General features: G+C 60.6%; 20 protein-coding genes and 1 pseudogene. 4 read left to right on the forward strand and 17 right to left on the reverse strand.

Translation table 11 applies throughout. From position 1 onward, the window contains the following. Positions 1-1,196 (forward strand): PLP-dependent aminotransferase family protein (locus tag B0W55_RS17730; RefSeq protein WP_077047228.1); only part of this gene is annotated, 1,196 nt, incomplete at its 5' end. Positions 1,197-1,300: 104 nt separating this feature from the next. On the opposite strand, the gene B0W55_RS17735 is transcribed toward B0W55_RS17730, so the two are convergent. The 6 genes from B0W55_RS17735 to yfcF form a co-directional block, all read right to left on the reverse strand. Next, positions 1,301-2,101 (reverse strand): N-acyl homoserine lactonase family protein, encoded by an 801-nt coding sequence (locus B0W55_RS17735; RefSeq protein ID WP_077047229.1) that lies wholly within the window; start codon positions 2,099-2,101, stop codon positions 1,301-1,303. Between the two features lie 14 nt (positions 2,102-2,115). After that, entirely contained in the window at positions 2,116-3,072 is a 957-nt protein-coding gene (locus tag B0W55_RS17740; protein WP_077047230.1) for a diiron oxygenase, read from the reverse strand. Between the two features lie 66 nt (positions 3,073-3,138). Then, positions 3,139-3,897 carry a TauD/TfdA family dioxygenase gene (locus B0W55_RS17745; RefSeq protein WP_077047231.1) on the reverse strand — a complete coding sequence of 253 codons (759 nt, stop codon included), beginning with the start codon at positions 3,895-3,897 and terminating at the stop codon, positions 3,139-3,141. Positions 3,898-3,915: 18 nt separating this feature from the next. Continuing rightward, positions 3,916-4,791, reverse strand: coding sequence for a branched-chain amino acid aminotransferase (locus tag B0W55_RS17750; protein WP_077047232.1), 876 nt, complete (start codon positions 4,789-4,791; stop codon positions 3,916-3,918). A gap of 24 nt (positions 4,792-4,815) precedes the next feature. Further along, positions 4,816-6,168, reverse strand: a complete 1,353-nt coding sequence (locus B0W55_RS17755) for a KamA family radical SAM protein (protein WP_077047233.1) — start codon at positions 6,166-6,168, stop codon at positions 4,816-4,818. A 30-nt stretch (positions 6,169-6,198) separates the two neighbouring features. Next, positions 6,199-6,843, reverse strand: a complete 645-nt coding sequence (yfcF, locus tag B0W55_RS17760; RefSeq protein ID WP_077047234.1) for a glutathione transferase — start codon at positions 6,841-6,843, stop codon at positions 6,199-6,201. A gap of 154 nt (positions 6,844-6,997) precedes the next feature. Here yfcF and B0W55_RS31635 point away from each other — a divergent pair. Next, positions 6,998-7,084: pseudogene (locus tag B0W55_RS31635) on the forward strand (metal ABC transporter ATP-binding protein); the annotation flags it as partial. Between the two features lie 26 nt (positions 7,085-7,110). Here B0W55_RS31635 and B0W55_RS17765 read toward each other — a convergent pair. The 4 genes from B0W55_RS17765 to B0W55_RS17780 form a co-directional block, all read right to left on the reverse strand. Continuing rightward, a complete protein-coding gene (locus tag B0W55_RS17765; RefSeq protein WP_077047235.1) occupies positions 7,111-7,596 on the reverse strand; it encodes a cupin domain-containing protein in 486 nt (161 codons plus the stop codon). A gap of 87 nt (positions 7,597-7,683) precedes the next feature. Continuing rightward, entirely contained in the window at positions 7,684-8,178 is a 495-nt protein-coding gene (locus B0W55_RS17770; protein ID WP_077047265.1) for a RidA family protein, read from the reverse strand. A gap of 48 nt (positions 8,179-8,226) precedes the next feature. Further along, positions 8,227-9,507, reverse strand: a complete 1,281-nt coding sequence (locus B0W55_RS17775) for an acetyl-CoA carboxylase biotin carboxylase subunit family protein (protein ID WP_077047236.1) — start codon at positions 9,505-9,507, stop codon at positions 8,227-8,229. A gap of 42 nt (positions 9,508-9,549) precedes the next feature. Next, a complete protein-coding gene (locus tag B0W55_RS17780; protein ID WP_077047237.1) occupies positions 9,550-10,650 on the reverse strand; it encodes a hypothetical protein in 1,101 nt (366 codons plus the stop codon). A gap of 149 nt (positions 10,651-10,799) precedes the next feature. On the opposite strand from B0W55_RS17780, the gene B0W55_RS17785 reads away from it, so the two are divergent. Next, the gene (locus B0W55_RS17785) at positions 10,800-12,218 is read left to right on the forward strand and encodes a PLP-dependent aminotransferase family protein (RefSeq protein ID WP_077047238.1); all 1,419 of its coding nucleotides are present in this window, start codon (positions 10,800-10,802) and stop codon (positions 12,216-12,218) included. 346 nt (positions 12,219-12,564) lie between these two features. Here B0W55_RS17785 and cyoE read toward each other — a convergent pair whose 3' ends face one another. From cyoE to hmpA, 7 genes are all read right to left on the reverse strand, one after another. Then, the gene (gene cyoE, locus B0W55_RS17790) at positions 12,565-13,452 is read right to left on the reverse strand and encodes a heme o synthase (RefSeq protein ID WP_077047239.1); all 888 of its coding nucleotides are present in this window, start codon (positions 13,450-13,452) and stop codon (positions 12,565-12,567) included. An 11-nt stretch (positions 13,453-13,463) separates the two neighbouring features. After that, positions 13,464-13,802 carry a cytochrome o ubiquinol oxidase subunit IV gene (gene cyoD / locus B0W55_RS17795; protein WP_077047240.1) on the reverse strand — a complete coding sequence of 113 codons (339 nt, stop codon included), beginning with the start codon at positions 13,800-13,802 and terminating at the stop codon, positions 13,464-13,466. Then, positions 13,803-14,426: a cytochrome o ubiquinol oxidase subunit III gene (locus tag B0W55_RS17800; protein ID WP_077047241.1), complete on the reverse strand. Its 624-nt coding sequence runs from the start codon at positions 14,424-14,426 to the stop codon at positions 13,803-13,805. 3 nt (positions 14,427-14,429) lie between these two features. Continuing rightward, a complete protein-coding gene (gene cyoB, locus B0W55_RS17805) occupies positions 14,430-16,460 on the reverse strand; it encodes a cytochrome o ubiquinol oxidase subunit I (protein ID WP_077047242.1) in 2,031 nt (676 codons plus the stop codon). Between the two features lie 3 nt (positions 16,461-16,463). Continuing rightward, on the reverse strand, positions 16,464-17,399 hold the full coding sequence (gene cyoA, locus B0W55_RS17810) for a ubiquinol oxidase subunit II (RefSeq protein WP_077047243.1): 936 nt from the start codon (positions 17,397-17,399) through the stop codon (positions 16,464-16,466). Positions 17,400-18,225: 826 nt separating this feature from the next. Beyond that, positions 18,226-18,735, reverse strand: a complete 510-nt coding sequence (locus B0W55_RS17820; RefSeq protein WP_077047244.1) for a disulfide bond formation protein B — start codon at positions 18,733-18,735, stop codon at positions 18,226-18,228. 254 nt (positions 18,736-18,989) lie between these two features. Further along, positions 18,990-20,171 carry an NO-inducible flavohemoprotein gene (gene hmpA / locus B0W55_RS17825; RefSeq protein ID WP_077047245.1) on the reverse strand — a complete coding sequence of 394 codons (1,182 nt, stop codon included), beginning with the start codon at positions 20,169-20,171 and terminating at the stop codon, positions 18,990-18,992. A gap of 156 nt (positions 20,172-20,327) precedes the next feature. Between hmpA and norR the strand changes: the two genes are divergently transcribed. Next, complete coding sequence (gene norR / locus B0W55_RS17830) at positions 20,328-21,881, forward strand: nitric oxide reductase transcriptional regulator NorR (RefSeq protein WP_077047246.1); 1,554 nt, start codon at positions 20,328-20,330, stop codon at positions 21,879-21,881. The last annotated feature ends 175 nt before the right edge of the window (positions 21,882-22,056 follow it).

Below are 22,056 nucleotides of genomic sequence, written 5' to 3' on the forward strand. Positions count from 1 at the left end.
CTCCCACCCCCACGCCACCACCGCTGGATACAGCGGCTTACGTCGGCATTCACGAACAGGTCTCGGCCGTGCTCAAGGCCAGTCAGCGGGCGACGGTCAAGGTCAATTTCGCCAGTGCCTACTGCGCACCGCAGCTGTATCCGCTCAAGACCTTGCAAGACAACATGATCAAGGCCCTGCGCCAGGACCCGCAGTTGTTCGGCAGCACCGGCACCACCGCCGGCAATCTCGCGCTGCGCAACGTGCTGGCCCGGCGGGCACTGACGGCCAAAACCCAACTGACCGCCGAACGCATCGTGATCACCAACGGCGCCACCGAAGCGATCAACCTGGCGTTGCGCGCCGTGACCAGTCCCGGCGATACCGTCGCCGTGGAGTCGCCGACTTTCTATGGCCTGCTGCAAATTCTCGAAAGCCTCAACCTGCGGGTGCTGGAGGTCCCTGCCTCAACCCACAGCGGCATCAACTTGTCGGCGCTCAAGCAATTGCTGCAAGGCCCCGAACGAATCAAGGCGCTGATCGTCATTCCCAACCTGCACAACCCCCTGGGCAGCATCATGCCCGACGCCAACAAGGCGCGGCTGGTGCAGCTGTGCGCCGAGCACGACACGGTGCTGATCGAAGACGATACCTACGGCGACCTGGTGGACAGCGAGCAACCGTTGTCCACCCTCAAGCACTGGGATCGCGACGACAACCTGATCTATTGCGCGTCGCTGAACAAAACCCTGGCCCCGGGCATGCGCCTGGGCTGGATCAGTGCCGGCAAATGGCACGAGCGCGTGGAGATGCTCAAGCACACCCAGACCCGGGGCTGCGAAGCGCTGTCGCAACTGGCGATCAGCGCGTTCATGAGCACGCCGTCCTACGAACGCTACCTGCGGCGCTTGCGGGTCACCCTGTCGCAACAGCGGGTACAGATGAGCGCGGGCATCCTGCGCTGTTTTCCCGACGGCACCCGCGTGAGCAATCCCCAGGGCGGGACCTTGCTGTGGGTGGAACTGCCCCGGGAACATTCGTCCATGGCGCTGTTTCATGACGCCTTGAATGCCGGCATTCAGATTTCCCCCGGCGGGATTTTTTCCAACGACAAACGCTTCGATCATTTCGTACGGATCGGCTGTGGCGTGCCCTATTCGCCGAAGATCGACGAGGCCCTGGCGACATTAAGCCGCCTCCTCAAAAACCAGCGCTGACACGCACCCTGTAGGAGCGAGCTTGCTCGCGATGAACGTTAACGATAACGCGAGCGTCCTGGATGAGCGCAGCGCATTTAGGTCAATCGCGAGCCAGCTCGCTCCTACAAGGGATTCTGGTGCAGGCAGATGATATGCGGGTCGTCATTCCAGTGCGGGAAGCGTTCGGCAATCAGCGGGTCGTGACCGGGGATGACGTGGTCTTCGCTGTCCGCCAAACGATCGATTTCGGCGAAGGCCTCGAGGGTCTGCGCCATGTCGTCCAGGATCGGAAACGGGCTGCGCTCACGGATGTTGACCCACAGGTGCGCCGCGTCGGAGGCCAGCACAATCCAGCCGCGCTCGGTGTTGACCCGCACCACCTGGCTGCCCGGGGTATGCCCGCCCACGCCATGCAGCGTGACCCCGGGCCACACCTCGGCCGTGCCGTTGTGCAAACGCACGCGCCCTTCGAACAGCGGCGGCAGCGCCGACATCACGTCCTCGACTTCGTAGGTTTTGTTCACCGTGCGATGGGCCATTTTCGGCCCGGTACAAAAGCGCAGTTCCGCCTCCTGCAGATGCACCTGGGCCTTGGGGAACAAGGCGAGATTGCCGGCGTGGTCCCAATGCAAATGGGTCAGGATCAACTGCTCGACCTGCGTCGGATCAATGTCCAATTGCCGTAGGGATTCTTCCGGCAGGCGAAACATCTGACGATCGCGGCGATGGGCTGTGGCCGGCTGGAAACAGGTGTCGACCACGATCACCTGCTGCCCACGGCGAATGACCCAGAAATAGTAATCCAGCGGCATCGGTGCATTCGGATCGCCACAGCAGGCGTCGTACAGAAAATTCTCCCTGGCGGTGCGCTGGGCATTGGCGCCGACACGGATGGCGAACACTTCGTACACGGGAACGGACATACGAACCTCCAGGTTCAGGCGGCGTTGGCTTTGAGCGTCGGGCGAAAATCGAAGTCGATCAGCTCGCTGATCCCCAGGTCCTGCGCCAATTTATGCAGGCCGCTGTAGTCCCGCATGATGGTCGCGTTCCTGTTGCTCTCGCGGGTGTCGGCAATGATCTGCGCCGCTTGCTCGACCCCGAGCTGCGTCAGAATCGCCTCCCACATCGAGTAGTCCTGAGCGATAAAAGCACTCAGCGCCACCGACAAGTGGCGTGCGAAAAATTCCCGCTGCACCGGCGCCATGTTGGCGTACATGACCTTGGCCACTTCGGCCAGCACCTTGCTGTGGGCGTATTCGTCGCGGTTGTGCAACTCGGCGACGCGGCGGTTCTGCGGCTGGATGCTCTGATCGTCCGCCAGCAGGTCCAGATAGGCGTTGACGCTGATCTCGGCCACCACCGCGAAGGTGATCGCCGCCAGGTCTTTCTGCCACTGTTCGGTCAGCGTTTCTTGGAGCGCCAGCAACCGCAGGTAGGTCACCGAGGGTGGCAAGTCCAGGTCCTGATCCAGCGCCCGCTCCAGTTTGGTCCGCTCGATCGCTCGCAGGTGCATCAGCGTGTGGTAGTGCTCATCGATCAGGGTCTGCTGCATGGCCTCGCGAAAATGCCAGTCGTCCTTGCCCAGGTATTGATTGGCAATGACGCTCAGCGCCGGGTTCACCACGTGTTCCTCGGCGGTCACGGTGCGCAAGTTGTAGCCGATCCAGCCCCAGGTCACCACGCTGCTCTTGAGGTCTTCGCTCAAGGCCTGGAAAGCCGGGTGATGAAAAAACGGCACCATCTGCTCCGGGTAATCCGGGCGGGCCGGGTCGAACACTTCCTCGACCGCGCCCCTGTCCGGGGAGCAGACGGTGGCGCGTTTGGTCCAGGCCTGGTTGAGCCGCACGATCAGTTGATGATCGACCTGGGCGATCTCGATTGCTGTTTGCATGACGCGATACCTGTAGGACGCGTACCCGCCAGGGGTACGCCAAAAGAGTGAAGAGCGACGGAAAAATCAGCCCAGCCAATAGCGGGTCAGGTTGCGCGCCGGATCAGTGTACCGACTGCGGGCGTGGATCATCCGCCAGTTGTCCCAGATCAGCAGGCAGCCATCGGGGATCAGTACTGGAACGTTGTGCTCGACGAAATACGCCTCGCCCAACAGCGCAAACCTGGCCAGCGGCGAAGTGCTGTTGGCGACCCGGGATTGCTCCAAGGCTTGCTTGGACGGATTCACGTCGCCGTAGTGAAACTGGTTGTAGCTGAAGCGGAAAATATCCCCGTCCTCTGTAGGCGTCAGGATGTACTCCTTGACCCGGCGCTGGCCGGGTTCGCCCGGTTTGGCCGTGGCAACGAACTCCACCGGGGTGTCCTCCAGCCATTCGCGCAGCTCGGGCTCGGTGCGTTCCAGTGACTGCAAAAACTCATAGCCGTCCACCAGCCCGGTGTGCCCGCCACCGCAGGTTGCCTGGCGATGGCAATGCAGCGCCAGGTAGCGTGGCGGCGGGCCATACACCGGCGCTTCGGTGTGCGGGCCGATGCCGTTCATGCTCTGGGAATACGGCAGGTCTTCGTAGCCCGGCTTGCGGGTGATGGCGAACGCCATCTGGCCGTTGAACTGCGGAATCACCGGGCCAAACTCGTGCAGTGTTCCTACAACGTCGTGGGCAAATTCCCCGGGCATGAGCACCGTCCAGCCACGGGACGACAGTTCTTCGTGGCGATGGCCGAGGGAAACGTAAGGGGTGGACGCAACAATCCCTTGATCTGACATGGTGAGATTCCTGGCGGTTTATCCGGCGTTGACGGTTGAGGTGTAGGCGGCAATCAATTCGCGACAGGCATCGCCGGGACGGTAGTGCTGATCGTCGATGCTCTGCACCGGTGTGATTTCGGCGGCAGTGCCTGTGAGAAAACACTCGTCGAAGTCGCCCAATTGCGTAGGCAGAATCGTCGTCTCGAAGACTTGGTAATCCAGGGCCTTGGCCAGTTCGATGACGGTCTGGCGGGTGATGCCGTCGAGGAAACAATCCGGCACCGGGGTGTACAAATTCCGACCCTTGGCGAAGAACACATTGGCGCTGGTGGCTTCGGCGACGTGGCCACGCCAGTCGAGCATCAGCGCGTCGTGGTAACCGCTGTTTTCCGCGTCGTGCTTGCTCAGCGTGGCGATCTGGTAATGCCCGGACGCCTTGGCTTCGAAGGGGCTGCTGCTCGGTGGCGGGCGGCGCCAGGTCGCGGTCTTCAAGCGAATGCCGGCCATGCGCGCCGCCGGGTCGAAATAGCTCGGCCACTGCCAGCAGGCGATCGCCACATGCACGCTGTTGAAGCGCGCCGAGGTGGAAATCATCTCGCTGCCACGCCAGGCCACCGGGCGCAGATAGCCGTCAGCAACCTGGTTGCGTTGCAGCAGTTCATGACTGGCCGCCTCCAGCACGTGAGGCTCGAACGGAATCGCAAAATCCATCAACTGCGCCGAGCGATACAGCCGCTCGGTGTGTTCGCGCAGCTTGAAGACCTTGCCGTTGTACACGCGCTCGCCTTCATACACGGTGCTCGCGTAATGCAGGCCGTGGGTCAGCACATGCAGGCGCGCCTGGGACCACTCGACGAACTCGCCATCGAGCCAGATAAAACCTTCGCGTTGATCAAACGGGATACCGCTCATGTCCCTGCTCTCCTATGAATTGTCCTACGCCGTTTGCAGCAACACCGGTATCAATTCCGGCGCTGGCGCCAGCACCCGCTCAGGTTCGGTCTGAAAGAAAAATGCACGCTCGCCAAAGGCCGGGCGCAACTCGTCGAACCAGGTCGCTTGCGGGTCGAAGCGCGCATAAAAAGTGCGCAACACCCATGACGGGTCCCTGGCCTGGAGGAACTGCAGCACAAAGACTTTTTCCCCGGCGACGGTCTCGATGCCGTTGATCAACACCTTGCCGTAGAAGGTGCTCATGGACGGCCCGCGCACCGTGCGCGCCAGCCCCGAGACCGTGCGGTACGCCGCCTGGAAGATCTCGAACGCCCGCGCCAACGGCATCGCGAAGTAATGACTGGGGCCGGTGTCACGCTCGACGAACATGTAGTACGGCACCGCGCCCAGGCGCACGCCCTCGGTCCACAGCGCCGCCCAGTCCGCCGGGTTTTCGTTGATGTGGCGGATTACCGGCGCCTGCATGCGCAGGGTCGCGCCGGTGGAGCGAATGCGCTCGACCGCTTGCCGGGCGATGGCCTGGCGCAGCTCCACCGGGTGGTTGTAGTGGCCCATGATCGACAGGTTTTTCCCGGCCGCGACGACCCGCCGAAACAGCTCGAGCAACTCGGGCGCGTCCTTGTCGCTGACAAAACGCTGCGGCCAATACGCCACGGACTTGGTGCCGATGCGGATGCTGTTCAGGTGTGGCAGTTCCAGCAGCGGCTCGATATAACTGGCCAGCGAGCGGGTGTTCATGATCAGCGGGTCGCCGCCGGTGATCAGCACGTCGGTCACCTGCGGGTTTACTCGCAGGTAATTCACCAACTCTTGGGATTCCCGGGCGTTGAACTTCAGTTCTTCCTCGCCGATGAACTGCGCCCAGCGGAAACAGAAGGTGCAGTACGCATGACAAGTCTGGCCGGCACCGGGGAAAAACAGCACGGTCTCGCGGTATTTGTGCTGGATGCCCGGTAGGACTTTTCCGTCGAGGGTGGCGTTGTTGTGCGTCAGTTGCCCGGCCGGATGGGGGTTCATGCGCAGCCAAATGGCCTCGATCCGGCGCTTGATGGCGGCGCTGTCGTCCCGCTCGATCAACTGCTTGAGCGAGGCGTATTCGTCCGGCAACAGCATGTCCTTGTGGGGAAAGGTCATGCGGAAAATCGGATCGTCGGGAATGTTGTTCCAGTCGATCAGCGTCCCCAGTACGTACTCGTTGGTGCGAAACGGCATGACCCGGGCCACCACATCCATGGCTTCCTGCAGCGCCGGCGTCAGCCGAAGCCAGTACGGCGTATCGCGGATGGTCCGTGAGTTATAGGGTTTGTATCTTTCGTGCTCCGACATTCCCTGCATGGCAGCGCTCCTGATGATGGCTGGCGGATATCAATGGCTGGCCGGCGCTACGCGCTCTATGTCCATCCAGGCCCGAACGCTGTCGCGATCCCACTGGCGGCGGACATAAGCCACGAGCCGCGCCGGCACCGAGTCACCGTTGGCCACCAGGCGGTTGAGCATGATGGCCAGGTCGGTGTCGGCAATGCTCCAGTCTCCGAACAGGTGCTCTGCGCCCTGCTCCAGCAGGCTTTCGGCGACGAAGAACAGGCGCTCGACGGCGGCCTTGGCGTCATCACTCAGGGGCGTGTCTTTCTTGCCGAAATACACCAGGTCAAACGGACGCTCCCTGCGCACCACCAGCAGGTCGCTGCGCAACCAGGCCTGCAGTTGGCGGGCACGGGCGCGTTGCTTGAGGTCCTGGGGATAGAGTTTTTTGTGACCCGGGGAGAGTTCCTCCAAGTATTCGGCGATGGCGGAGGATTCCGACAATGCGAAGTCCTCATGAAGTAAGGTGGGAATCTTGCAGGTCAGGGAAATATCACGATAATTGCCTTGATAGTTCTCTCTGCTTTTCAAGTCCACCGTTACACACTCGAAAGAAAGTTGCTTTTCCTTGAGCGCCACAAAAGCCGACATCGCAAAAGCGCTGACAAAATCGGCTCCGACATACAACTTGAGATTTCGATGTCCCATAGAACACTCCATTGCAATGGCCGCATTGATTAACCTGCATTGGAAGTGATCGTAGTAAGTTGATTCGGGGGCCGATAGATACAGAAATCGTTAGTTTCAACGGATACAGAAAGTTGATTTTGCGAGGTAATTTTTCAGCCACGCAGCCGAACCTGTGGGAGCGGGCTTGCTCGCGAAAGCGGTGTATCAGTCAACGTCATCGGTGCATGACGGACCGCATTCGCGAGCAAGCCCGCTCCCACATGAGGGGCGGATCGCAGGGGGTGTTTACAGGGAAGTGGTGATCAGGCCGTAGCTGTCGGCGAAGTTCGACAGCAGTGCCATCTGCGGCATGTTGCTCATGTTGAGCATGGCAAGCGGCGTGCTGGCGCTGGTGTTGACGAAGCCGTGGGTGGTCCAGGCCGGGACCAGCAACACGTCACCAGGGCCGACATTGACCTCGTCGGCATCGCCCAGGGTCAACAGGCCCGTGCCGGACTGGATGACGAACAGATGCCACCAGGAATGGGCATGGCCCTTGAGCTCAACGCCAGGGTTGAGCCACTGCATGGCGATCGCCATGCCTGGCGTCACTTCGCAGCCATTGATGCTTTTATCATGGGCCAGCGCGACGATATCGACTTCGCTGGACGCCAATGTCTGCGGCAACTGCGCAAGTTCGGCGCCCTTCCATACTTTCGGACTTATCGATTGGTGGTGCAAGCTTTGACGAAAGTCCTTATAGGAAAAAAACGCACCTTGAAAGTTATCCATCTGCACGTTCCTTTTAATATCGACTTCGGAAATAAAACAGCGCTGAACCTTATGTTAACGGTTCAGCGCTGTAAAGATAGTTACTGCTTATAAAACCGAAGGACGCAACGCGGCAATCATATCGACTTCAATGGCCGCGTTTTTCGGCAACTGATAAACACCGACCGTGGTGCGGGTATGTTTGCCGGCATCACCCAGCACATGACTGAACACATCGGAAGCACCGTTGGCCACTTCGCTGAGGTCGACAAAGTCTGCGGTGGATTTCACGTACACCGTGATGCGAATCAACGACTTGATCTTGTCCAGGGAGCCAATGGCGTCGACGATCAGCGCCAGGCCGCGCATCGCACTGATGCTGGCGGCCGCCTGCGCATCGGCCATGCTCAGGTCAAGCCCGACCCGTCCCGGGTAGTGGATCTTGCCGTTCATGCGCGGCACCAGACCGCTGACATAGAGTTCATCGTGATGGCGAATCAGCGGTGCGTAATGGCCGCCCGCGGTGTTCTCGCCGTAGATGTCATAACCGAACTCCTGGGCCAGGGCGATGAAGCGTTCATCGCAGGTCATGTGTTGAATCATTGGCACATCCTCTTGATCAATACTGCAAAAAATCATCGATCCCTTCATTCAACCTACAGCCCGGGCCGGTGGCGCCAGGCTGGTGATCCCGATCCTTGATTCGATGGCTTCGGCCAGGCGCAGCAGGTCATTGCTGAGCTGCCCGTAGTGTTCGTTGAACAGCACGATGTGGCCGATAAAGGAGAAGTTGTCTTTCACCAGGGCGCTGACCGAATCGCCGATGCGCTTGGCGTACTGGCCTTCGACCAGTTCGATGTTCAGTGCGCGGGCCACGGCCTGGATGTCTGGCGCGTCACGCAAAATGCCACCGGCCGGTGCCCGCAGCAGGCGGATGCCGCAATAGCCCCGTGGGGTCGGCTGATGGTGCTCGATCTTGCCTTCCACGGCCCAGCGCACCCAGCGCTCCCAGGGGTTGAAGTCAATGAAAGCGCGACGCGCCAAATCCCAGATGTGCATGCCACCGGGACGCATGTTGGTTTCCACGGCCGAGGTCAGGCCGTCGACCCTTTGGAACACCTCGTTGTGCCAGGCGCCGTTGTCCTCGGACACCAGGCTGGCCATGTGGCGGCCGGCGTCCATCAGGCGCTCTTGAACGTCGTAAGCCAGGGGCGCGGGCACCACTTGTTGGATCTCGGCGCGGTAGGCGCCTTCAGTGGTGGTTTTTTCGGTGACCCAGGTGCTGCCGGCGACGCAATCCCAGCTGTATTCACGGGCGTTCTGGATCAGCTCTTCGAGGACGATCCCGCCTTCGCGGTAAGGCTTGAGTGCCAACCAGGCTTCATCGCATTCCGACGGATGATGGATCACCCGGCAGCCACGGCTGGCGCCTTCGCAGGCCGGTTTGATGAACGCTTTGCCGCCCAGTTCGACCACGCGCTGGCGCAGTTCCGGCAGGCTCTCGACCCGTGCGGAAAACACCGGGCGATAACTGTCGGGCGACGTCGCCGCTGTCGCTTCGAGACGACGAAAAACCTGCTTGTCCAAGCCCGCCCGCGCTTGGGCCGGGGTGATGCCGGGCAAGCCGAAATGGTTGGCCAGGGCCGCACCGAGCAACACCCCGCGATCGGAAAACGGCAGCACGCCGATCAGCTTCCAGCGGTCGGCGTTGAGGCAGCCGACCACCAGCTCCAGGGACTCTGCCACGTCCTTCTCGGCCAGGGAGGTGGTGCAGACGTGGTCCGCCACTTGATCGTCATAGGGCTGGATCTGCTCGACCAGCAGGATCAGCCGGGCGTTGTAGAGCGATTTGCACAGGTCGCGCAGTTTCTGGATGTCGTGAACCCGACTGCCGTTGTAACCCACCACTACTACGCATGAAGTCGTATTCATAAGGCCCCCGACTTGCAAAGTGAAAACCGAAACGGCGATGACTCAGTCATGCAGCGACGCGTTGGATCGACGGTTGAGCCAGTACCACGCGAGGATCCCGGCGGCGCCGATGACGGCCAGTACCAGCGCGTTATAGGGCGGCGGCGCGACCCGCATGATCAACACGGTCAGCCCGGCCCCGACGCCCAGGGACACTTCCTTGACGAACATGTTGTTCTGCTTGACCGAGAAGTAATCGAGGTAGCTGAAGGCGCATTCGGCGATGGACAGCAACGCCACCCAGATCAGGGCGCCGGCGAGGGTGTCGACGTGGAACGCGGCCGGTGACGACAGCACCGCAAAGCCGCCGACGATGATGGCGATGACCGCAACGACCTTGAACCGGCCGGTGCGCTCGATCAGTTTCATCACCGGCACCTGGGCGAAGACCACCACGGCGCTGTTGAGGATCAGCATCAGGCCGTACCAGGCCGGCAGTTCGCCAGTCTTGAGCAGGATCGCCTGTGGCAGGATCGAGAACACACCAAACAGCTTGATGCCCATGATGATCCCGGCGATCACCCACGGCAGTTTGTTGCGCCAGCCGCTGCCGTCCTGGCTGGCGGGGCGGGCGACGACGGGCTCGCTTGTAAAGGTCGCGCCGAGGGCGATGGGCAGGCACAGCAGGACGAAACTGGCAGCGCCGAGGAAGAACATGGTGGGGGTCAACAGGGGCGACAGCAGAATCAGCCCCGCCACCAGGCTGCCCATGTTCATGGCGACGCGGTTGTAGGCGGCGCCCTCCTTGGTTTGCGCCGCTTCGCTCTTGATCAGGTAACCGGCAATGGCGATACCGTAAGCGAACAAGGCGGCGGCAAACATCACCAGGCCCTGGTTGCTGGTCAGCGCCAATAACACCAGGCCCAGCGCGGCGGCGAGCAGCGTGACGCTCAAGGAACGGCGCCCGAGCACCAGTAACGTCAGGGGAAGCAGCAGCAACAGGGCCCGATAACCCAGGGCCAGAATGCTGTTGGTGGCGGTGTCCAGCCAGACGTTGGCCTTGCCCAGCACCGCAAACAGCGAAACGGCGGTGATGATGCGGATGGTGAACAACCGCAGGTTGATTACCGGTTTGGCCACCGCGACCGTCGTCTGGACACTCATGCAACACCTCATCAACCGGGCGAAGGTTCGACCGCGCAGGGTCGCCCTTCAGAAAAGTCTGTCAGTTGATGGTAGGGAGAGGGACTTGTCTTGGTCAGAGCAAGTTCGTATAGAATCGAACGAACTTTACTGCCAGAGAGACCAGTAAAATGCAGGTTCAGCGTGCAGTGATCGCCGCCATAGAATTCCAGCCCGGTGTACCGCTGGTGCAGCAGATCGTCGATCAACTGTCCCGGGCCATCACCACCGGCGGCCTGCCCCACGGCGCCAAGCTGCCGCCGATTCGCGAATTGTCCGACCTGATGAACGTGGGCAAATCCACGGTAGTCGATGCCCTCGACCGCTTGCGCGCCAAGGGTTTGGTGGTGTCACGCCAGGGTTCAGGGCATTACGTGCACCGCGCCGCCACGTCCTTGCCGGGGGGCACCGGCCCGGACCTGCTGCCCCAGGACACCCTCAGCGTGGTGCGCCGCGCCTTGCTGCTGGACAACGGCGCGCTGCGTCCCGGTTGCGGGTTTCTGCCCACGTCCTGGTTGCCCGCCGATGAACTGCTCAAGGCGGTGCGCGGCACCTTGCGTGCGACATCATCGCGCATGGGTGAGTACGGTGTGGCCGGCGGTTACCTGCCTCTGCGCCAGGTGTTGCGGGTGAAACTGGCAACCTTTGGCATCGAAGTGCCGGTGGACCAGATCATCACCACCGCCAACACCATGCAGGCCATCGACCTGCTGATGCGCCTGCTGATCAAACCCGGCGACACCGTGCTGCTGGACGATCCCTGCTACTTCAACATGCACGCCAACCTGGCGCTGCACGGGGCCAAGGTCATCACCATCGCCCGGCAATCGAACGGCATGGACATGGATGCCTTCGAAAAACTCATCGTCGACCACAAGCCTGTGCTGTACATGACCAACAGCACGCTGCACAACCCCACCGGGCATTCGTTCAGCCCTGCGCAGGTGTACCGCTTGCTGGAGTTGAGCCATCGCCACAACTTCCACATTCTCGAAGACGACCTGTACGCCGACATCCAGCAGCGCCGCACTCCGCGCCTGGCGGCCAGCGGGTTGGACAATGTCACTTACCTGTCCGGCTTCTCGAAAACCCTGACCGCCAACAGCCGGGTCAGTTATGCCGTGCTGTCGCCGCAACTGGCGGCGCGGCTGGTCGCACTGAAAATGGCCTGCGGCGGCGTGACCTCGGAACTGGCCGAGCACATTACCTGCACCATGCTCAGCGACGGCAGCTACGCCAAGCATGCGCGGCGCACGGTGGACCGCTTGTATGAATCCAACAGCCGCGTGGCGGGCTGGCTGGAAGAGGCCGGGTGCTCGATGTCGTCGTTGCCGGGGGAAGGCTTGTTCATCTGGACGCGACTGCCCGAAGGGCTGCACGCCGAGACGCTGGCGCGGCAAGGGCTGGAAAACAATCTGGTCCTGGCGCCGGGTACCTTGCTCAGCAAAGCGGCGGATGCCAGCCACTTCATGCGGTTCAATGTGGCGCACAGCGATACCGTGCAGGTGCGCGAGCGCTTCTTCCGCTTGCTCGACACACAGGGTAAATAACTGCCCGACACGCGCCCTGTGGGAGCGGGCTTGCTCGCGAAAAGGCCGTCACATTCAGCATCAATGTCGCCTGACAGACCGCTTTCGCGAGCAAGCCCGCTCCCACAGGGTCTTGTGGCGCTCCTGACATCGCCTGCCAGCAGGGCGCACAAGCGCCACCCATCACGATTGCCGGCGCTTTTTTTGCGTCTGCACACTCGTTATGGCAGCTGTGTGTGGGAGACCACTACCTATGAGTTACGCCCTCGACCGGTGAAGCACGGCTTAGGTCGCACGAAGAACACCCAACAAAAAACCCCACCCCTTCTCTCAAAAGGGCGGGGTTTTTCTTTGTTGCATCCGACGCTTAAGGCGCGTACGTCAGCAGCAGCTCGGTCGGCACTTTGAAGTCCAGGGACATCATCACGCTCAACGCGGTAATGGTGAAGATCGAGAACACGAACAGCTTGCGTGCCCAGACCGTGTCATCCACTGCCTTGTAGCCGGTCCAGGCCATGTACAGCCAGTACATGCCCATGGCCGCGGCGACGGCGAGGTAGCTCATGCCGGCGTAGCCGCTGAAGGTCAGCATCAAGGTCGCCACGAGGAAGGCCAGGATGTAGATCAGGATGTGCTTCTTGGCCACTTCGATTCCGCGCTTGACGGGCAGCACCGGAATCGATGCGGCCAGGTAGTCGTTGAAGCGGAAGATCGCGATGGCGTAGGAATGCGGCATCTGCCACAGGCTGAACATCACCAGCAGGGTCAGCGCGGCCATGTCGAAGGTGTTGCTCACCGCGACGTAGCCGATCACCGGCGGCATGGCGCCCGACAGACTGCCCACCAGCGTGCCGTGAACCGACTTGCGCTTGAGGTACAGGCTGTAGAAGCCGACGTAGATGATGAAGCCGATCACGGCGAACAGGGCGGCCAACGGGTTGGCCACCTTGTACAGCAACGCAACGCCGGCGACACCCAGGACGGTCGCATAGGCCAGGGCCAGTTTCAGGGAGATGAGGCCCTGGACCAGCACCCGGTTCTTGGTGCGTTCCATCTTCAGGTCGATGTCGCGGTCGATGCAGTTGTTGAACACGCAACCGGAGGCAACCACCAGGGACGTGCCGATCATGGCGGCCAGGAAGATGGCCAGATCGACATGCCCTTTGGAGGCCAGGAAAAATCCGCCTGCCACAGAAAGCACGTTACCGAAAATGATCCCCGGTTTGGTGATTTGGATAAAGTGCTTAAAGGACATCCGGACTTACCTCACTTCGCCATCATGAACGTGTGGATGCTGAACATGATCCACAGCGACAGGCCAACCAGCAGGACGATCACGATCGCGGCGAACACAAACGCAATCACGTTGTTACGCTGCGCGGCCGAACGGTCCAGGTGCAGGAAGTACACCAGGTGCACCAGCACCTGGATGATCGCGAACGCCAGGACGATCCACAGGGTGATCGACTTGGGCAGCGACGGGTACATCACCAGACCGAACGGGATGATGGTCAGGATCACCGACAGGATGAAGCCGATGGCGTAGGACTTGACGCTGCCGTGACCGGCGTCGTCGTGGCCGTGGGTATGTGGTGCGTTAGCCATTTACATAGTCCCCATCAGGTATACAACGGTGAATACGCAGATCCACACGACGTCCAGGAAGTGCCAGAACAGGCTCAGGCAGCTCAGGCGAGTCTTGTTGGTCGCCGTCAGGCCGTGCTTGTTGACCTGGTACATCATGATCGCCATCCAGATCAGACCGCTGGTCACGTGCAGACCGTGGGTGCCGACCAGGGTGAAGAAGCCGGACAGGAAGCCGGAACGGTTAGGGCCGTAGCCCTCGGAGATCAGCATGTGGAACTCGTTGATCTCCATGCCGATGAAGCCGGCACCGAACAGGAAGGTCATGGCCAGCCAGCCCAGGACCTGCTTCTTGTTGCCACGGAAGAACGCCAGCATGGCGAAGCCGTAGGTGATCGAACTGAACAACAGCAGAGCGGTTTCGCCCAGCACGTAAGGCAGTTCGAAGATGTCGTGGCCCGACGGGCCACCGGCTACGTTGTTAACCAGTACCGCGTACACCGCGAAGATCGACGCAAACAAAATGCAGTCGGTCATCAGGTAGAGCCAGAAGCCGTATACGGTCATCTCGCCCGAATCGTGGTGGTGGTCATCGTGCCCATGGTCACCATGGGCGTGTCCAACATTGGTCACTAAATTCGACATGGTTTAAGCCTTTTCCAACGACGTTTCAACACGGGTGGCGGTGGCCGGGATTTTCCCTGCCGCTACCAGACGCTTGTGCTGCTCGGCTTCGATGCGCTCGATCACGTCGACCGGCACCATATAGCCTTGATCATCACGGGCCGCGTGGATCGCGAAGTAGATCACGGTGCCAGCGAGGCTAGCGATCGCCAGCCACCAGATGTGCCAGATCATCGCGAAACCGAACACGGTCAACAGAGCGCCCATAACCACACCGGTGGCGGTGTTGTTTGGCATGTGGATCGGTTCGTACTTGGCCGGAACCTTGTACGCGGTACCGTTTTCCTTGGCTTCGGTGAACGGGTCGATGCAATCGGCCTTTGGCAGCACAGCGAAGTTGTAGAACGGAGGTGGCGACGAGGTCGACCATTCCAGGGTGTGTGCATTCCACGGGTCACCGTGGTCGCAGCGGTTTTCAGCCTTGTTGCGATCACGCACGCTGACGTACAGCTGGATCAACTGGCAGGCGATACCGAAAGCGATCATCACCGCACCGAACATGGCCACGTACAGGTACGGCACCCACTCAGGGTTGGTGGTGGCGTTCAGACGACGGGTCATGCCCATGAAGCCCAGTGCGTAGAGCGGCATGAACGCGACGAAGAAGCCCGAGATCCAGAACCAGAACGCTGCCTTGCCCCAACCTTCGTGCAGCTTGAAGCCGAACGCTTTAGGGAAGTAGAAGCCGAAGCCTGCGATGTAGCCGAATACCGCGCCGCCGATGATCACGTTGTGGAAGTGCGCGATCACGAACAGGCTGTTGTGCAGTACGAAGTCAGCACCCGGGATGGCCAGCAGTACGCCGGTCATGCCGCCGATGGCGAAGGTCACCATGAAGCCCAGGGTCCACAGCACTTGGCTGGTAAAACGCAGACGGCCCTGGTAGATGGTGAACAGCCAGTTGAACAGTTTCACACCCGTCGGGATGGAAATCAGCATCGTCGCCAGACCGAAGAAGGCGTTGACGCTGGCACCCGAACCCATGGTGAAGAAGTGGTGCAGCCACACCATGAAGCCCAGTACCGAGATCGCGCCCGAGGCGTAGATCATCGAGTGGTGGCCGAACAGTTTCTTGCCGGTGAACGCCGAGATGACTTCCGAGAAAATGCCGAACGCCGGCAGGATCAGGATGTACACCTCAGGGTGACCCCAGGCCCAGAACAGGTTGACGTACATCATTGGATTGCCACCAAGTTCGTTGGTGAAAATGTGGAAATCCATGTAACGGTCAAGCGTCAGCAGTGCCAGGGTAGCGGTCAGGATCGGGAACGAAGCCACGATCAGCACGTTGGCCCAGGTGCAGGTCCAGGTGAAGATCGGCATGTCCATCAGCTTCATGCCAGGGGTACGCATTTTCAGCACGGTGGCCAGGAAGTTGACCCCCGTCAGCGTCGTACCCAACCCGGATAGCTGTAGCGCCCAGATGTAGTAGTCCATCCCCACGCCAGGGCTGTATTGCAGGCCCGACAGCGGCGGATAGGCAACCCAACCGGTCTTGGCGAATTCGCCGACGCCCAGGGACAGGTTGATCAGCACCACGCCCGACACCAGCAGCCAGAAGCTCAGGGAGTTCAGGAACGGGAAGGCAACGTCACGCGCGCCGATCTGCAGCGGCACTGCGAGGTTCATCAGGCCGGTGAAGAATGGCATCGCCATGAAGATGATCATGATCACACCGTGGGCGGTGAAGATCTGGTCATAGTGTTCAGGTGGCAGGTAGCCAGGCGAACCCTCGGTGGCCATGGCCAACTGGGTACGCATCATGATGGCGTCGGCAAAGCCGCGCAGCAGCATGACCATGGCGACGATGATGTACATCACGCCGATTTTCTTGTGGTCGACCGAGGTCAGCCACTCGGTCCACAGGTAGGTCCACTTCTTGAAGTAAGTGATACCCGCGAACAGTGCCAGACCGCCGAGCGCGATCATGGCGATGGTCACCATCACGATCGGCTCGTGGAACGGGATCGCTTCCCAACTTAATTTACCAAACATCGTTTACTCCTCTGCCCCGGCAGCTGAATGCGAGTTCATGTCCGTAGCGGCCACTTCTTTCTCTTTCTTCTCGTGGTTCACTTTCGGACCTGGTTTCATGCCTTCGTACTTGTCGACGATGATCTGGAACAGGTTCGGCGTAACCGAGGAGTAGAGCTCGACTGGGTTGTTCTGGCTCTGCTTGGAAAGGGCTGCGTATTCAGCTTGTTCAAGCTGTTTAGGTGCCTTTTTGACTTCGCTGACCCAGGCGTCGAATTCTTCCTGAGTCGTGGCGATTGCCTTGAATTTCATACCGGTGAAACCGGCACCGCTGTAGTTGGCCGAGATGCCTTCCATTTCAGCGTTGCGGTCGGCGATCAGGTGCAGCTTGGTCTGCATGCCCGCCATCGCGTAGATCTGACCGCCCAGGCCCGGGATGAAGAACGAGTTCATCACAGCGTCGGAGGTGATCTTGAAGTTGATCGGCGTGTGCGCCGGGAACACGATCTTGTTGACCGTGGCGATGCCTTGTTCCGGGTAGATGAACAGCCACTTCCAGTCCAGCGCGACCACTTCGATGGTCACAGGCTTCACGTCAGAGACGATCGGACGGTACGGGTCCAGCTCGTGGGTCGACTTGTAGGTGATGTAACCCAGGGCAATGATGATCAGAATCGGAACAGTCCACACCGCGATCTCGATCTTGGTGGAGTGGTTCCATTTCGGGGTGTAAGTGGCGTTGGTGTTCGACGCGCGATATTTCCACGCGAACAGGAAGGTCATCACGATCACAGGGATCACGACCAACAGCATCAGCAGCGTTGCGGTGATGATCAGGTTTCGCTGTTCCAGGCCGACCTGGCCCGTGGGATTGAGCAAGGTCATGTTGCAGCCTCCCAGCAACAACGTGCCGAGCAGCGGCACTAGGCCTAGTAATCTGGGGTACCTGTTTTTACTCATCTCACGACCTCTAAAGCAGCTTGCGCAATGCAGTTGGGTTTTGATCGCCAACACTTCACCCTGCCAAGGGTTGGCATTTTTCTTGGATTGAATAAGGGCTTGCCCGTCGAGCGTCAGACGCGTTTCGACAAATCCTGGGCCAGCGTTGAGTTCTTATTCGAATACGTGGTCAAAGGCCTTGTTACAGACCAATTCCATTTGGTGCGGATAGTGGAGGCACCGACACCTGGGAGTCGCATGAAGCCACCCGGCCTCTCGACCCCCGGTCCCTGCTCACGCACCTTCAAGGAGCGAGCAGCGTCGGGGGATTCAGTGCGGGCGATTGTAGATATGTAGCGTTTTTTAAACCATGTCTCATCCCGAAATAATTTATATCCCGAGCCGCAACAATGCTTCGCAGAACTCGCAAAAGTGGCGCATGTTATCGAAATAGATTCTCAACAAAAACACCAAAAATAGTAGGTGTACCGCCGGCATTTCAGACAGTATCAGGGGCCCTGCAATCGCAACCTGTGTCGCCGAAGCCCCCATGCCGCAAGGGCTCTGGCAAATCGCCAGAGCCTGTTAAAACTGCCTGCTCCCGCCCGGTGACGGAAAAATGGCCACCGGTAGAAACAGACAATTTCATTGCCTGAAGCTGTGCCAATCCGGCGCTTTGAAAGTCGGTGCGACACTAAAGATGTGACAACATGTCGCACACGTGTCGCACCCTTGCCTGCCCCTGCTACGGTGTTTTCAACCGCCCCCTGATATGCAAAAAACGCCCCGGGCCTCTCTGTGAGGATCGGGGCGTTTTTTACCTGTTGCGGCGTCGTGACAGAGGACTTCAGCGCAGCGCCTTGCGGTTGCGCATGGTCAGCAACGGCACCAGCACCACCACCAGCACGAAGGCCACCAGCGCCCATTGCGCCAGGGACAATCCAAGGATCGGCGGGTACGGCGTGGAGCAGAAACCGTCGACCTGGAAACCCAGCGGGAAGATCTTGGCCAGCGGCAAGTCGTCAACGATCGGCTGCAGCACATCGATGCCACAACTGACCGCCGGATAGAACTGGGTGAACACGTGATGCCCGGCCACACCGGCACCTGCCAGGGCGCTGATCACCACCAGGATTTCAAAGACAGTGATGCTGCGACGACTGCGCGTGGCCGCACCGATGAAGGCGAAGATGGCGATCAGCAGCAAGGCGTAACGCTGAAGGATACAGAGCGGGCACGGTGCCTCGCCGAGGACGATTTGCATGTACAGCGCACCACCGATCAATGCCAGGCAGATGATGCCCAGCAACACCAGATAACGCCGTTCACGCCCCAACCGCAGTGTTTCCTCGCTCATCGCGTTTCCCTTCAAGGTATCGAATGCCCGCCAGTCTACACGTCTGTTGCGTGACGGGGGATGCCGGGCAATAGACGACAGGCGGGTTAAGCGGGGATTAACTTTTGGGCCGTTATCGGGAATTGAAACCGCGGCGCGGCATTCGCGAGCAAGCCCGCTCCCACATTTGGACCGTGTCGTGCACCGACGCGGTCCAGTGTGGGAGCGGGCTTGCTCGCGAATCTGGCGACTCGGTCTGCCGAGCCGCCAATCGGTTACTCCAGCGCCGAAGCCGGGCCGAAGAACTCGTAGCGGCTCTGCTTCTCAGGCACACCCAGCGCCTTGAGGTGACGCTTGATCGCGGCCATGAAGCCTTTCGGCCCCAGGAAGTAAACATCCACGTCACGCTCGGCCGGCAGCCACTCGCCCAACTGCTCCTGACTCAACAGGCCGACCTTGTGCGCCGCCGGGCTCACACCATCGTCTTCGGCGTAGCAGTAGAACTGCTGCAGTTGCGGGTGACGCTCGGCCAGGCCGTCGATCCAGTCGCGGAACGCGTGGACCTTGCCGTTGCGCGCGCAGTGGATGAAGTGCACCGGACGCTGGGTTTGCAGCGCCGCTTCGAGCATCGCCAGGGTCGGGGTGATGCCGACGCCGCCGCTGATCAGCACCAGCGGTTTTTCACTGGCGGTCAGGGTGAACTCGCCCGATGGCGGGAACAGCTGGATGCTCGAACCCACGTGCAGTTGGTCGTGCAGGAAGTTGGAGGCGCGGCCACCGGCTTCACGCTTGACGCTGATGCGGTACTGGCCTTTGTTGGCCAGGGCCGACAAGGAGTAGTTGCGACGGATTTCTTCGCCGTCGAGGATCAGTTTCATGCCGATGTACTGACCAGGCTCTGCCGCCAGAATCGGGCCTTTGTCCGCGGGTTCGAAGTAGAACGAGGTGATTTCCGCGCTTTCCTCTACCTTGGCCGCCACGATGAATTCCCGCGCGCCGCGCCAGCCGCCAGGGGCCTGTTCTTTTTGGTCGTAGATGGTGGTTTCGGCACCGATCAGGATGTCCGCCAGCTGACCGTAAGCCGCACCCCAGGCCGCGATGACTTCAGGGGTGGCGATTTCTTCGCCCAGCACTTCAGCGATGGCGCGCAGCAGGCAGGTGCCGACGATCGGGTAGTGTTCCGGCAGGATCTGCAGGGCCACGTGCTTGTTGATGATCTTGGCCACCAGGTCGCCCAACTGGTCGAGTTGGTCGATGTGGCGTGCGTACATCAGTACGCCGTTGGCCAGGGCGCGTGGCTGGTCGCCAGACGCCTGGTGCGCCTGGTTGAACAGGGGACGGACTTCCGGGTACTCGGACAGCATCATGCGGTAGAAGTGGGTGATCAGGGCTTCACCACCGCTTTCCAACAGCGGGACGGTGGATTTGACGATGGCACGGTCTTGGACGCTAAGCATTAGAGTGACTCCTGAACAACGAGGGTTTGGAAAGGTTGCTTCAGGTATATCAGCTTCCGTGCCAACTTTATTTTCCTTATATTTCAATGACTTAATATCATGGTAGTCATATCGACCCAGACTGCTTTATAGTCATACCGACTACACGGAGTCACTATGACTGCAAAATCTCTGCTCACTGCCTTATTGCCCCTGGTCTCGGACCTGTCCCGCGAACTGCCCGAAGGCGAGCGTTATCGACGCCTGCTGGAAGCCATGCGCGCCCTGCTGCCCTGCGATGCCGCCGCCCTGCTGCGTATCGATGGCGACTGGCTGGTGCCGCTGGCCGTCGATGGCCTGAGTACCGACACCCTCGGCCGGCGCTTCAAGATCGACGAGCACCCGCGCTTCGAAGCCTTGCTCAGCAGCTCGGGCCCGACCCGGTTTGCCGCTGACAGTGACCTGCCCGACCCCTATGACGGCCTGGTCGATGGCCTCGATGATCATCTGGAAGTCCACGATTGCATGGGTTGCCCGCTGTTCGTCGATGAACGTCCCTGGGGATTGCTGACCCTTGACGCGCTGGACCCCGAGCGATTCGAACCGATCGAGCTCGACGCCCTGGGAGCCTTCGCCAGCCTCGCCGCCGCCACGGTCAACGCTGCCGAGCGCATCCAACGCCTGAACAATCGTGTCGAAGACGAACACCAGCGCGCCGAGGTGTACCGCCAGGCCAGCGGCCAGCAGAACCGCGAGATGATCGGCCAGAGCAAGTCACTCAAAAAACTGGTGGAAGAAATCGACCTGGTGGGCGGCAGCGACCTGACCGTGCTGATTACCGGCGAAACCGGGGTCGGCAAGGAACTGGTGGCCCAGGCCATCCATGCCGCTTCGCCCCGGGCCGACAAGCCGATCATCAGCCTCAACTGCGCCGCCCTGCCCGACACCCTGGTGGAGAGCGAGCTGTTCGGCCATGTGCGTGGCGCCTTCACCGGGGCGATGAATGATCGACGCGGCAAGTTTGAACTGGCCAACGGCGGCACGCTGTTTCTCGATGAAGTCGGCGAGCTGTCGCTGACAGTGCAAGCCAAATTACTGCGTGTTCTGCAAAGTGGCCAGTTGCAACGCCTGGGTTCCGACAAAGAGCATCAGGTGGACGTGCGGCTGATCGCGGCGACCAACCGCGACCTGGCCGAAGAGGTGCGCAGCGGTCGCTATCGCGCCGACTTCTACCACCGTCTGAGCGTCTACCCGCTGAGGGTGCCGGCCCTGCGTGATCGCGGTCGGGATGTGTTGTTGCTCAGCGGTTACTTCCTGGAGCAGAACCGCTCGCGCATGGGCCTCAACAGCCTGCGCCTGAACAGTGATGCCCAGGTGGCCCTGTTGGCCTACGACTGGCCGGGCAACGTGCGGGAGCTGGAGCATTTGATCGGCCGCAGCGCCTTGAAGGCCTTGGGCAACTGCAAGGAGCGGCCGAAGATTCTCAGCCTGAGTGCCGCCGACCTGGATTTGCCCAACGGCAGCCTGGAGGTCGTCGCCGAGCAACCGGCGCCTACCGCCACGGCACTGGTGACCGGGGATCTGCGCGCGGCCACCGAGAATTATCAGCGGCAGTTGATTGGCGCGTGCCTGGAGCGGCATCACCATAACTGGGCGAGCGCAGCGCGGGAGCTGGGGCTGGACCGGGCGAATCTGGGGCGGATGGCCAAAAGGCTCGGGATGAAGTCGTGACTGCTCTCTGTGGCAAGAGCCTTACTTGTGGCGAGGGGATTTATCCCCTCATCACAGTTCATCATTTAGCCCGCGATGGGTATTTAACCTAAAGCCTGTCCCCGACAAGTCGATAACCCGGCATCGATAGCTGTTGGCGATCCTCGCGGTCGCCCGCCACCTTTTTCCAAAGAAG

Origin of the sequence: Pseudomonas sp. KK4, assembly GCF_001984065.1 — a bacterium.
Lineage (GTDB): Bacteria > Pseudomonadota > Gammaproteobacteria > Pseudomonadales > Pseudomonadaceae > Aquipseudomonas.